Source organism: Acidovorax sp. LjRoot194 (assembly GCF_964253015.1).
In the GTDB taxonomy this organism is placed as follows: Bacteria; Pseudomonadota; Gammaproteobacteria; order Burkholderiales; family Burkholderiaceae_C; genus Acidovorax.
Window position 1 is genome coordinate 3,546,473 of the sequence record NZ_CAXUQB020000001.1, and the last position, 12,153, is coordinate 3,558,625.

Below are 12,153 nucleotides of genomic sequence, written 5' to 3' on the forward strand. Positions count from 1 at the left end.
CTGTATGTACGCCCTGGTCGATGGGAACAACTTCTATGTGAGCTGTGAGCGCGTGTTCCGGCCCAGCCTGCAGGGCCGGCCAGTGGTGGTGCTGAGCAACAACGATGGCTGCGCCATTGCGCGATCCAACGAGGCCAAAGCGCTGGGCATCAAGATGGGTGCGCCATGGTTTCAGATCCAGCACATGGAGGACACGCACGGCCTGGTGGCCCTGAGCGCGAATTTCACGTTGTACGGGGACATGAGCAACCGCATGATGAGCCTGGCCGCCGGCCTGGGGCCCACGCAAGAGATCTACTCGATTGACGAGAGCTTTGTCGGGCTGCATGGCATGCGCGGCGACCTCACGAAGCGCAGCCGGGCCATAAGGGAGCGCATCGACCGCTGGGTGGGCATTCCCTGCGGCGTAGGCATTGCGCCCACGATGACGCTGGCCAAGCTGGCGAACCACATCGCGAAGACGGCAGAGCGCAAGCCCGGCAGCTACCCCAGCGAACTGGCCCAAGTCTGCAACCTGACCGCCCTGCCCGCTCAGGATTTCGAGGACGTCCTGGCGGCGACGCTGGTGGAAGAAGTGTGGGGCGTAGGCCGCAAGATCGGCGCGCAGCTGCACGAGGGCGGCATTCACACAGTGCTGGACCTTGTGCGCATGGACCCGGCCACCGTGCGCCGGCGCTGGAGCGTCGTACTGGAGCGCACAGTGCGGGAGCTGCAAGGCATGCAGTGCATGCAGCTGGACGATGCGCCGGACCCCAAGAAAGAAATTGCATGCACTCGATCATTCGGCAGCACCGTGACGGATCTTCCCCCGCTGGTCGAGGCCGTGAGTGAGTTTGCAAGCCGGGCCGCGGAGAAGCTGCGCAAGCAGGACAGCCTGGCCAGCCAGTTGCTCGTTTTCTGCCACACATCGCCGTTTCGCGATGGGCCGCGGTTCAACAAGTCGGTTGTGGTGCCGCTGCGCAGGCCCACGGCAGACACGGGGAAACTTGTATGGGCTGCGGCCGCCGGGATGCGGCGCATGTACGAGCCAGGCTTTCGGATGGCAAAGGCTGGGGTGATGCTGCTGGACCTCGTCCCGAGCAGCCTTATGCAAGGCGAGTTGGACCTGGAAGATGAAGACCACCGCGACCGCAGCAAGCTCATGAAGGCTATCGACTCGCTGAACAACCGTTACGGTAAGGGGACAGTGCACTCAGCAGCGACGGGTGGAAGCGTCAACGCCACGAAGGACTGGGGGATGAGGCAGGAAAGGCGCACACCGCAATACACCACATGTTGGGAAGATGTGCCAATCGCGCGGGCTTAGCACTCAGCTGCAGGGGTCTCACTCGGCGATTTGGACCTGCCGAAGAGCCTCCTCTCCACAGGTAAAACAGGTCACTCGCATCAAACCGGTGACCGACTTGGGCATCCACAGGAAATGGTAGGGCGCACGCCCATCCGCGTAACCAAGCACGATCTCATTTGCCCCGCATTTGAGGCATTCCAAGAAGAGGTCCGGCCCGGTGGACGTGCCTGAGACATGTGCTGCCACAAGGGGGTTTGCATCCATGAATTCACTCTACAGAAAAGCGTTGCAACAAAAAATCCTGTTTAGAAAGGAAATGCAACATTAAAACTGTCTGACAAAGAGGCATTTATGCAGGTGTAACAGTATTGTTATGCAACACAACCTTCAACCCTTCGTCAACAGAGACCCTGTGTTCCAGCCGCTCGACTTGTCCGCGAAGTGGACTACTGGGGTCATTTCAAAAGTGCGCTCCGTCCGAGTGGCGGCGCTTTCCGGAACTCACGTGTATCAGGATGGTGACTACGTCCTGCCCCAAGCCATCGGCGTTTTGGAGTTGATGGGACATAGAGAAGGAGCAGTACGAACCGAACTGCTGATTGGCTTTTCGATCGCTGAGCATTTACCCCCACCTATGTTCTATCTGGACGACGCGCGGGCCCTCGGCACGATGTCATTGCCGGCTACATTCCTCGGTGCGTTTTTGCAGGTCGCTCAGCTCCCCAGCGCTCATTTCAGGATCAGCAGCAACGGTGAGTTGAACGCGCTGGCTTCCGATCCGGCGATGTTCCAACAGATCGGGGATCAATTTCGCTCGGTGTCGCAGGTACTGGAAGGATGACTCCGCCCGACGCTTGCGTGGCAGATGCTAAATTCTTTATCATTAAGGTGCCGCCCGCCCCGGGGGGCCCCCCTTCTTGCAATTGCCAGTTGAAGCCCGCCACAAGCGGGCTCTTTTTTGACTATCGAGCTAATCTGCAGCGCAAAGATGCCGCACCTAATCACCGTACTCGTCGCAGCAATTCATTCAGAGGCCACTGCTGGTCGTTCTTCGCCCAAGCGCATAGAACTGGGGCCGACCGAGTTCCAGGAATTTCAGGCCGCATACCGCATGGCGCTTGCTGCGGTACTGCACGACGTAGGAGACGTTCACCCTACATCGTTGCTTGAGGTGCCAATAGTGCAGATGTCAGAGCCAGGCGCTGCGCTAGTCCGCACGGACGGTCGGCGTGGTACGTTGGTACTCTAATTTGATTGCATTGGAGAACAGCTGTGCCACAAGACTTCCTAAAAGAACTCGTCAATCTGCCACTTCCGCAGACTTTCCACGATGAAGCGTCAATCGACAAAGTTCGGGTACTCGTTGCAGCTGAGCTAGTCGAGGCAAGTCTGCCGCCGCCAGGTGACTCGGGGTCAGCCACCGTCACCTACATCACACCAGTGGGCAGAGCAACCGCAGCAGGGCCTCGACGCCCCCAGCGGTGAAAGCGTAGTTCCCACCGCAATACGGTGAGCGTGCCCGCAGCCGGCCAACAAAGCGCATCGAAATCCCGTCAAATCCCGTCATGTCGGGCAACCTGCAAAACGGCCACGAGCCCGCACCAGGCCTTACGCTGGCTAGGGTCGGCAGGGTCAGCAAAAACGGCCTATCAAGAGGGTAGGCGCGGCGGGGTCTCGACTGCGCGCCAGCGGGCCTGACGGGGGTTCGGCGGTCAATCGGTCGTCTGTGGGGAGTGAGAGGTGCGAGCGGCCAGAGGGGTGGCTCCCTCAGAGCTAGGCTCGCTCTGAGCCAACGCGCAACAGTGTGCCGCCTCACGCTCGCGGAGCGTGGCCAAGCTGTAGGGAAAAGGAGAACCACCCGGGGCCCAGGCCTAGCTGGTCAAGGCAAAGCTTGAGTGTCGATGGCTAAGCGGGCTTGTACATCGTCTTCCACGTTTCTGGAAGCAATCGATACGTCCACTCGCTAGTGCCGTGAATGTGGGCGTCCGTGACAGTTGTATTCAGGCTGGACGCCAAGTGCCCGTCGATCGCAGCCTTGACGACGGTTTTGCCGATTTTGTTGAGTTCCGGCGATGACGCCAGCGCGGCGGCAACTCCAATTAGAACTGCGGTGAGTCCGTCGAGCTGACAGCCGCGTTTTTTGAAAGCTTCCTGCGTCTGCAAGAGGGCATCGGTCAAGGTTGCGAGCGATTCTTCCAGCTGCGCAACTCGCGCCTGTAGCTGTGCCATTTCTGAGATGTCGCCTGTGGCCATTTGTGCCCCTGCTGTGTTTATACAGGGCAAATCGTCTCAGATGTCCGGTGCTCGGCACGTAGGCGTTGCCCCCGTCATCGTGCAATTCAGCGAGAGGATCAAGCATCTGCCTTTGCGCCATCACGGGGGAGTATCTCCCCTGCGTTACCGCATGCTTCACATTGGCCCGATCTTGTCGGCAGGACCAACCGCAACGCATTGCGGGGTAAACGCAGGTAGCTATCTATTTGGTAGCATCACCCTCACCGTCTCCCACGGTGTAGGGCTCGAAACGCACGACTTCCTCACCCAGCCACGCATTCAGCTCACTGAAACGCGCCTGCAACGGCACGATCTCATTGCGGGCAAAGACTTCGGCGGCGGGTCGCACGGCACCGAAGCCGCCGGTATTGCTGGGCACCACGCCCATGAGTTGGGGCGGGATGCGGTGGGCCGCCAGCAGGTCATCGCGGCTCACGTTCTTGATGTTGAAAAACTCGTCCTTCGCGGCCACCTCGGACAGGGGGATCACCTGGATGCCGTCCTTCTTTCCGTTGGGCGCATGCATGAACAGATTTTTGAAGTTGCCCGGCCCCTTGCTCTTCTTGAGGGCATCGCGCAGCGCGTCGACGTCGCCCTGCTGCTGGGCTGCATCCGACAGGTACAGGATGAAGCCGGCGTGCGAGCCGTTGTTGTAATACTTGCGGCGGAACAGGGTGGCTGACTCGTTGAGCCAAGCCGACTGCAGCGCGGCCAGGTACTCGGGCAGGCCGTACACCTCCTGATTCACATCCGGCTCCATCAGGTGGAAGACCGCCCCGCGCTTGAATTCGTGTTCGGTCCTGTAGCCCTGCACGAAGAAATAGTTATCCAGCTCCGAGCCGCGCCGCATGTACTTGGCCAGGGAGTGGCGCAGGCTCAGCGAGCCGCCCAGCCGGTTGCGCGGGCGCTCAAGGTAGGCATTGCCGAAGGTGAGAAAGTCCAACGCAAATTTGCTAAAAGTCGCGCGGTCCAGCAGCTTGTGCGGCTTGAACGTGCTGGCCAGCACGTTGCGTTTCACATAGAGCGCGCTCGCATGGTGCGGGCTCGCGCGGAACGACTTGGCCAGGCCGTCCCAGCTCAATGGCGGCTCGTACCACTTCCCATTGATCCAGCTCTCCACGTAGTCCAGCATCTCCCCCTGCATGACGGGCGCGGGCTCGCCGAAGGTGAACGCCTCGATCTGCGAGCGCTCGCCCGTGGCTGGCGTGGTGGTGGCGGCCGTGTCGGCCTGGCTGGTGCCAGCTGTCATCAGAAAATCTCCATGAGTGATTGATTGGCGCTGGAACTGCCTTCCAGCGGCTCGTTGTCGAGTGCGTGCATACAGGCCCATGCCAGATCCGCGTGCCCGGTTTGTTCGGTGCGGCCGGCGGTGTAGGTAGCCTGGCTACCGCTGGCGGTCAAGGTGCGCTTGATCGACATGAAGGCCTGCGCCAGGTCGATGCCCACGGCGCCGTTGTCAAACTCCAGCCGGCCTTTGCTGATGATGCTTTTGGCCTTGAGCACCAGCATGGTTTTGACTTCCACCGAATAGTTGATGGCCTTGGCCGCCGGGTAGAACTTGCTGACCAGCTCGTACACGCCGCGGCCCATGCCGGTGGTGTCGATGCCTATGTGCGCGACGTTGTAGCGCTCCGTGATCTTCTTGATGGCATCGGCCTGTGCTTCGTAGTCCAGCCCGCGGAACTGCTGGGTTTCCAGCACCCGGAATTTGCCGCCAGGCGCTGCGGGCGGGGCCAGCACCACCAGCCCGGCCGAGTCGCCAGTGCGCGACGGGTCGTAGCCCACCCACACCGGCCGGTAGCCGAACGGCCGCAGCGTCAGCTGGTGCACGTCGGTCCACTCCACCCAGCTGTCGACCATGCAGGCCTGCAGCTCCGAGAGCGGGAAGATGCTGAACGTGTCGTCCATGAATCCGCACATCAGCAGGTTTGCGAATTCCTCGGGGCTGTACTCGTGGCGCAGTTCCTCGATATCGAACAGGTTGCACCCGCCGTGCATGGCGTCCAAGATCGTGACGATCTGGCGCCAAATCTTGTCCTCACCCGTGAAGCCGCCGGCCAGGTGCGTGTGCGAAAGATCGAGCTTGATGCGGTCGGACTTCGCGCGCTTCCTGTTGTAGCGGTCACCGCTCCACAGCGCGTAGGCCGGGTGCTGGATGCTGGATGGCGTGGAGAAGTAGGTTTTGCGCCAATGCTTGTGCATCGCCATGCCCGACGCCACCTTGTTCAGCTCGTCAAACTTGCGCGTCCAAAAGCACTCGTCAAAGTAGAAATTGCCGTGGTAGCCCTGTGCCGTCAGCGCATTGGTCCCCAAGAAATACAGCGTGGCGCCATTGCTCAATACGATCGGATCGCCCGACAGCTCCACCCCGCAGGCCTCTTTGGCAAAGGCAATGATGTACTGCTTGAAAATGTGCGCCTGGGCCTTGGATGCCGACAAGAAAATCTGATTGCGCCCAGTCTCCAGCGCATCAGCCAGCGCCTCCCGGGCGAAGTACCACGTCGCGCCGATCTGCCGTGACTTCAGGATGAAGCGCGTGCGCTGATCGTGCGCGGCGCGCCAGGTCTGCTGGTACCCGAACAGGGAGCCCGCGAAACAGTCCAGCAGCAGCTGGTGCTCGTTCTCATCGAAGTGGTTGCGCTCGGGCTGCTTCTTGGGCTTGTCGTTGCGCCGGTTGACGTTGGGATTGAGGTCCGCTTCCTTGCCGGTTTTCTCGTACTTGTGCACGCGGGCCAGGCGCTCAATCTGCCGGCCGAGCAGGTCGATTTCTTTGAAGTCGCCGCCGGTCTTGTTGTCCTTCATGACCAGCTGCGCCATGCGCGTTTCAATCACCGCTTCGACCCGCTCCACGGGTTGCGCCTTGTCCCACTGTTCGGCATCCTTCCACCCCTGCACGGTGGAGCGCGGCTCCTCGATATACGCCGCAATGGTCGTGATCGCCCACCCCTGCCAGAACAGGTGCCGCGCCGCGCGGCGCTTATCGGCCGCCAGGCCGGGACCGGGCAAGGTGGAAAAGGGCAAGGTTTTGGCGATGGCGTCTGCAGACATGGCGCCAAGTTTGGGCCGCCAACCTGTGAAAAAGCACACGCTCCCCTGCCCTACTGCATGTGCCTGAACGCTGCACATGCGGCATTGATTGATGGGTTCGCGCGACGGCGAGACGATGGCAACCACTGCAAACCATCGCACTCAACGCAACCGAGGAACCCACCACCATGGCATCCAAAACCACCGCGGCCAGCACTGACAAGCCGCTCAAATCGCGCTTCTTCCGCGTGGCCACCGAAGGCGCCACCACTGACGGCCGCGCCATCACCCGCGACCAGATCAACCAGATGGCAAAGAACTTCGACCCGGCGAAGTACGGCGCCCGGGTGTGGGTGGAGCACATGCGCGGCCTGTACGCCGACAGCCCATTCCGAGCGCACGGCGACGTGCTCGCAGTCGAGGCGCGCGACGTCGAAGACGGCAAGCGCGCGCTGTTCGCGCAAATCAAGCCGCTGCCCGAGTTGGTGGCCATGAACAAGGCCGGCCAGAAGATCTACACCAGCATCGAGGTGCACCCCAAGTTCGCCGACTCGGGCGAGGCATACCTCACGGGCCTGGGTGTGACCGACAGCCCGGCCAGCTTGGGCACCGAGGTGCTGACCTTCGCGGCGCAAAAGCCCGAAGCCAGCCCGTTCACCAAGCGCAAGAGCGAGGCCGGCGCGCTGTTCAGTGAAGCGGTGCACACCGAACTGGTTTTCGAGGAAGACGAGACGCCCGAGGCCGAGCCCAAGGCGTCGAAGTTCTCCACTGTGATGGATGGCTTGGTGAAGCGATTCACCGGTAAGGCGAAAGACGACGACGCCCGCTTTGCCGAAGTGCTCAAAGGCTTTGAAGCATTCGGCACCTACGCCGAAGAGCAAGAGAAGGCGCACGACGACTTGAAGGCAGACCACGCCGCCCTGGCCGAGAACTTCACCGAGCTGTCGGGCAAGCACGACGCCCTGGTGAAGCGCCTTGAAGAAACCCCCGAGTCGGGCTTTACCGCACGCCCACCTGCAAGCGGCGGCGACGGCGCACCGAAGACCGACTGCTGATCCCCAATCGCTCCCAAACCACCCCAATCAAACCCCAATCCCTCCCCCTGGAACACCGACATGCACGCCATCACCCGCCAGGCCGTTTCGGCCTATGCATCCCAACTCGCCACCCTGAACTCCGTGCCCAGCGCGGGCGAGAAATTCACCGTCGCACCCACCGTAGCGCAGACCCTGGAAACCAAGATTCAGGAGTCCGCGGACGTGCTCAAGCGCATCAATATCGTGCCCGTGCGCGAGCAACAGGGCGCAAAGCTGGGCCTGGGCATCGGCGGCCCCGCAGCCAGCCGCACGAACACGAAGCTCAAAGACCGTGCCACGCGCGATCTTTCCACGCTGGACGGCACCCAGTACCACTGCTTCCAGACCAACTTCGACACCCATCTGGACTACGCCAAGCTCGACATGTGGGCGAAGTTCAAAGACTTCCAAACCCGTGTGCGCGATGCCCTCATCATTCGCCAGGCCCTCGACCGCACCATGATCGGTTTTAACGGGGTGGCCGCAGCTGCTGAAACCGACATCGCGGCAAACCCCATGCTGCAGGACGTCAACAAAGGCTGGCTGCAGCAACTGCGCGAGACGGCGCCCGAGCGCGTGATGGACGAAGGTGCGGCAGGCGCTGGCGCCATCAAGGTGGGCGATGCTGCAGGCGCGCATTACAAGAACCTCGACGCGCTGGTGATGGACGCCCTCAACCTGCTGGACCCCTGGTTCCACAACGACACCAGCCTGGTTGCGATGGTCGGCCGCGACCTGCTGCACGACAAGTATTTCCCGCTCGTCAACGTCAAGCAGGCACCCACCGAGCAGCTGGCCGCGCAGGTCATCATGGGCCAAAAGGCCATCGGCAACGTTACGGCGGCGGCCGTGCCCTTCTTCCCGGGCGCGTCCATCCTCATCACCAGCTGGGACAACCTGTCCATCTACTGGCAGGAGGAAACCCGCCGCCGCATGTTCACCGACAACGCCAAGCGCGACCGGTACGAGAACTACGAAAGCGTGAACGAAGCCTACGTGGTGGAAAACCTGGGCAAAGCGGTGCTGTTGGAAAACATCGAGCTGGCCTGAGCGGGGCGCCATGACATCTCCCGCCCGAGCCCACAAAATGCGCGTGCTGGCCGAGCTGTCGGCCAGGGCCGCGCCCTACGGCCACGAGGTCCGGGGCACCGCCTACGAGCTGATGCTGCGCCAGCTCGCTGAACACAAACGGCTGCTCAAAAGCATCCAGTCCGTGGAACGCAAGATCGAGGCAAAGCGCGAGCTGCTGGCCGTGTACGACGAATACCTGGCCGGCGCGCTCGCGGGCGGCCAGGGCGCGCACGACATGGTGCTGGTCACGCTGATGGTGTGGCACATGGATGCCGGTTCCTGGGTTCGCGCCCTGGAGCTGGCCCGCTATGTGATCGCCCACGGCCTGGCGATGCCGTCCGAATACACGCGCACGCCGGCCGTGATCTTGATCGACATGGCCGCCACCGCGGCGCTGGATGGAAAGCTGTGTGGAGATGAGGCAGTGCGCGTCCTCGCAGATGTCGCGCAGCTGACCGAAGCCCACGACGCGCCCGACCAAGCCCGCGCCAAGCTGTTCAAGGCCATCGGCTATGCCGTGGTGGGCCGCACCCCGACGACAACGCCCGACTACACAACGGTGGACGAAACCAAGGCCCGCGCGGCCATGGCGCAGTTTGTCCGTGCAAACGAACTGTTCGCGCAGGTCGGCGTGAAAAAAGACATGGAGCGCTTGGAGCGACGTTTGAAGAACGCCGCGCCAGCCTCCTGACCGAGCGTACCCCGCACCCTGGCGGCTCCGGGTGCCGCGACCCAAGGGCGCAAGCCCAGCGGTCAACGCACCCGGACCACCGCCACCTTATTCCCCCCACCCCGAGGCCTACCCCGTGAGTTTCGTAGCCACAGCCAAACCCCCCGTTGTCGGTGCAGAGCTGCCCGTGCAAAACCACTCGTGGTTTCCTGCCATCTCGCCCGACCGCCTGCGCCTGGCTTGCCGCCTGGATGGCACCGTCACGCCAGACCGCTTGCGCCTGGCGCTGGTGGCGGCCCTGCGCAGCGTAAACGGCGAGCTGCGCGCCTGGCGCGATGCGCACCAAGCCATGGGCTATGCCTCGCTGTCGGCCGTGCCATGCGATGAAATGGACGGCGCCAGCGAGAACGAAGCGCGCTATCTCCTGGCCGTCTATTCCCATGTGCAGGCCGACCTGGCCGAGGCGTATCGCGACATCAACACCACGCCATCGAGCGACGGCAAAGGCGACCGCATCAAAGAAAAGATCGAGAGCCGCGCTGACGCACACCGCCAGGCCATGCGCTGGGCAATCTCCGACATCCTGGGCATCGGCCGCACGACCGTGGAACTGATCTGATGCCGCAAGCCATCGCCCGTGACTACGAAACGCTCGACCAACTCTGCCTGCGCACCCTCGGGACCACGCGCGGCACGGTCGAGGCCGCGCTGAACCTGAATCCCGGCCTGGCCGCCAAGGGCGTGCACCTGGCGGCCGGCGATGCCGTGCAGCTGCCCGACGCACCCGCCCCGACCACCCGACCAACCATCAACCTGTGGGATTGATCACCATGGACAGCACAAGCATTGCCAAAGCCGTAGGCGTGGAGGTTGCAAAGGCCTCCCCGCCCGTCACCGTCGCCGCCAACCAGCAGGGCGGCTTCTTCACCCTGAGCCCAATCACCACCCTGACGTGCCTATACCTGGCGCTGCAGATCGCCTACTTGGTGTGGAAATGGCAGAACGAACGCGAGGACCGCAACGCCAGGCGCGATGCGGTGCAGCCATGAGCGGCAGCACACGCCAGCGCATCGCCGTCGCGCTGCTGTCACTGTCGGCCGCTGGCTTCGCCACATGGAAGGCCAGCGAAGGCGACGGCCCCACCAGCGTGCGCGCCGATGGCGCGGTGGTGCACCACCCCTACGTGCCCACGGCCGGCGACGTGCCCACCATCGGCCACGGTTCCACGCGCTATGAGGACGGCACGCGCGTAAGTCTTTCCGACACGCCCATCACCCGCCAGCGGGCCGAGCAGCTGGCGCGCAACCTGCACAGCGCCGATGAACTGCGCTTCAAGGCCAGCCTGCCGGACGTGCTGTTGTATCCGGGAGAGTTCGACCTGTATCAAGACTGGGTCGGCCAGTTCGGCAGCGGCAACTGGCGCAAGCCGCAGTCGCCGCGCACTTGGCTGCTTCGGGGGGACTACGTGGGCGCCTGCCACGCGCTGCTGCAGTGGCGGTTTCAGGCCGGCCGAGACTGCCGCCTGCGCGAGAACTGGGGGCCGCAGGGCTGCAAGGGCGTGTGGACACGCCAACAAAAGAGGCATGCGGACTGCATGGCCATTCAATGAAAAAAGCCCTCAAAGCCCTGGCCATCACCGCGCTGGTGCTGGTGCTGCTCGCCGCGGCGGCCCTGGCCGCTGCCTACATCACGTTTTGCGGTGGCCATCCGCACGGGATCTGCTGACATGCTGATCACCATCAAAGCCTACGCCTGGCAGGCCGGCGCACTGGCGCTGGGCGCACTGTTGATCGCGCAAACCTTTCGCCTGCACTCCGAGCAACTGGCCCACCGCGATCTGATCGCCAGCACCGCCCGTGCATCCAAAGCGCGCACGGACGCTGTGCTCACCGATGAACGCGCCACCGCCGCCAATGAATCCACCCACGCAACCCACACCCTGGAGGCATCCGATGTTTTCACCCAAGGCCAGCCGGCGCGCGACGATGCTCTGCGCCTCGATCTGTCTCGCGCTGAGCGGCTGCGCGTCGATGCCGAGCGGCGAGCCGCCACCTATCGCGCGCAAGCCCAAGCCGACGACGCTGCCCGCCGCGGTCTTGCGGATCGACTTGAAACCCTCGACCGCCACATTGTCGAAGGCGTCCAAGTGGTCGGAGAACTCCGAGCGGTTGTTGACAAGCGAGACGCCGAAGTAGTTCTGCTGCGCTCCGTCATCGACGCTGACCGCCAGCTGTTGGAAGGCACGCCCGATGCTCAAGCCCAGTAGCCTGCGCGACCAGCTCACGGCCGCCGTGCCGTGGTTCGCGGCCAATCCCGAGAACCTGACGCTGTTCATCAACGCTGGCCGCATCATCACCACGGGTACCGGCACGCTGTCGTTTGAGTACGCCTACACCCTGCAGGTGGTGGCGCTGGGCTACGCCGGGCACGCCGATGCGCTGGTGGTGCCAATGCTGGAGTGGATATCCCGCAACCAGCCCGAGCTGCTGGACAACCCCGACAAGCGAGAAAAGGCCCTGCGGTTCAACGTCGAGTTTCTGACCGACATCACCACCGACATCGGCTTTGAAATCGACCTAACCGAACGCGTGCTGGTGCGCCCTCGCGCTGGCGCCCCGGCTGGCGCCGTCGAGCTGCACCACGTCGCCGAGCCGCCGCACCCGGTCCACATCGACAAGCCCGAGCACTGGTCCCTGTGGATGCACGGCGAGCTGCTGGCCGAGTGGGACCACGACCCCCGTTGATCC

At 63.1% G+C, this 12,153-nt stretch carries 14 protein-coding genes; 11 read left to right on the forward strand and 3 right to left on the reverse strand.

The window, feature by feature from the left end; all coding sequences use genetic code 11:
- Positions 1 to 4: 4 nt before the first annotated feature.
- Positions 5 to 1,306, forward strand: a complete 1,302-nt coding sequence (locus tag ACSQ3N_RS15970) for a Y-family DNA polymerase (protein WP_436146771.1) — start codon at positions 5 to 7, stop codon at positions 1,304 to 1,306.
- Between the two features lie 355 nt (positions 1,307 to 1,661).
- Complete coding sequence (locus ACSQ3N_RS15975; protein WP_056171855.1) at positions 1,662 to 2,129, forward strand: hypothetical protein; 468 nt, start codon at positions 1,662 to 1,664, stop codon at positions 2,127 to 2,129.
- Between the two features lie 1,064 nt (positions 2,130 to 3,193).
- Here ACSQ3N_RS15975 and ACSQ3N_RS15980 read toward each other — a convergent pair.
- The 3 genes from ACSQ3N_RS15980 to ACSQ3N_RS15990 form a co-directional block, all read right to left on the reverse strand.
- Positions 3,194 to 3,541, reverse strand: a complete 348-nt coding sequence (locus tag ACSQ3N_RS15980) for a hypothetical protein (protein ID WP_436146772.1) — start codon at positions 3,539 to 3,541, stop codon at positions 3,194 to 3,196.
- Between the two features lie 223 nt (positions 3,542 to 3,764).
- Positions 3,765 to 4,811 (reverse strand): phage portal protein, encoded by a 1,047-nt coding sequence (locus ACSQ3N_RS15985; RefSeq protein WP_436146773.1) that lies wholly within the window; start codon positions 4,809 to 4,811, stop codon positions 3,765 to 3,767.
- The gene (locus ACSQ3N_RS15990; RefSeq protein WP_436146774.1) at positions 4,811 to 6,610 is read right to left on the reverse strand and encodes a terminase large subunit domain-containing protein; all 1,800 of its coding nucleotides are present in this window, start codon (positions 6,608 to 6,610) and stop codon (positions 4,811 to 4,813) included. The genes ACSQ3N_RS15985 and ACSQ3N_RS15990 overlap by 1 nt, the downstream gene beginning before the upstream one ends.
- Before the next feature lie 167 nt (positions 6,611 to 6,777).
- Between ACSQ3N_RS15990 and ACSQ3N_RS15995 the strand changes: the two genes are divergently transcribed.
- The 9 genes from ACSQ3N_RS15995 (at position 6,778) to ACSQ3N_RS16035 (ending at position 12,150) form a co-directional block, all read left to right on the forward strand.
- The gene (locus ACSQ3N_RS15995; RefSeq protein WP_436146775.1) at positions 6,778 to 7,644 is read left to right on the forward strand and encodes a GPO family capsid scaffolding protein; all 867 of its coding nucleotides are present in this window, start codon (positions 6,778 to 6,780) and stop codon (positions 7,642 to 7,644) included.
- A 60-nt stretch (positions 7,645 to 7,704) separates the two neighbouring features.
- Complete coding sequence (locus ACSQ3N_RS16000; RefSeq protein ID WP_436146776.1) at positions 7,705 to 8,715, forward strand: phage major capsid protein, P2 family; 1,011 nt, start codon at positions 7,705 to 7,707, stop codon at positions 8,713 to 8,715.
- Positions 8,716 to 8,725: 10 nt separating this feature from the next.
- The gene (gpM, locus tag ACSQ3N_RS16005) at positions 8,726 to 9,427 is read left to right on the forward strand and encodes a phage terminase small subunit (RefSeq protein ID WP_436146777.1); all 702 of its coding nucleotides are present in this window, start codon (positions 8,726 to 8,728) and stop codon (positions 9,425 to 9,427) included.
- A gap of 115 nt (positions 9,428 to 9,542) precedes the next feature.
- Positions 9,543 to 10,025 carry a head completion/stabilization protein gene (locus tag ACSQ3N_RS16010; RefSeq protein WP_436146778.1) on the forward strand — a complete coding sequence of 161 codons (483 nt, stop codon included), beginning with the start codon at positions 9,543 to 9,545 and terminating at the stop codon, positions 10,023 to 10,025.
- Entirely contained in the window at positions 10,025 to 10,231 is a 207-nt protein-coding gene (locus ACSQ3N_RS16015; RefSeq protein WP_436146779.1) for a tail protein X, read from the forward strand. The genes ACSQ3N_RS16010 and ACSQ3N_RS16015 overlap by 1 nt, the downstream gene beginning before the upstream one ends.
- 5 nt (positions 10,232 to 10,236) lie before the next feature.
- Positions 10,237 to 10,455, forward strand: coding sequence for a hypothetical protein (locus ACSQ3N_RS16020; RefSeq protein WP_436146780.1), 219 nt, complete (start codon positions 10,237 to 10,239; stop codon positions 10,453 to 10,455).
- The gene (locus tag ACSQ3N_RS16025) at positions 10,452 to 11,015 is read left to right on the forward strand and encodes a glycoside hydrolase family protein (RefSeq protein WP_436146781.1); all 564 of its coding nucleotides are present in this window, start codon (positions 10,452 to 10,454) and stop codon (positions 11,013 to 11,015) included. Before ACSQ3N_RS16020 ends, ACSQ3N_RS16025 begins: the two co-directional genes overlap by 4 nt.
- Positions 11,016 to 11,132: 117 nt before the next feature.
- Complete coding sequence (locus ACSQ3N_RS16030) at positions 11,133 to 11,672, forward strand: hypothetical protein (protein ID WP_436146782.1); 540 nt, start codon at positions 11,133 to 11,135, stop codon at positions 11,670 to 11,672.
- Positions 11,656 to 12,150 (forward strand): phage tail protein, encoded by a 495-nt coding sequence (locus tag ACSQ3N_RS16035; protein WP_436146783.1) that lies wholly within the window; start codon positions 11,656 to 11,658, stop codon positions 12,148 to 12,150. Before ACSQ3N_RS16030 ends, ACSQ3N_RS16035 begins: the two co-directional genes overlap by 17 nt.
- Positions 12,151 to 12,153: the final 3 nt, after the last annotated feature.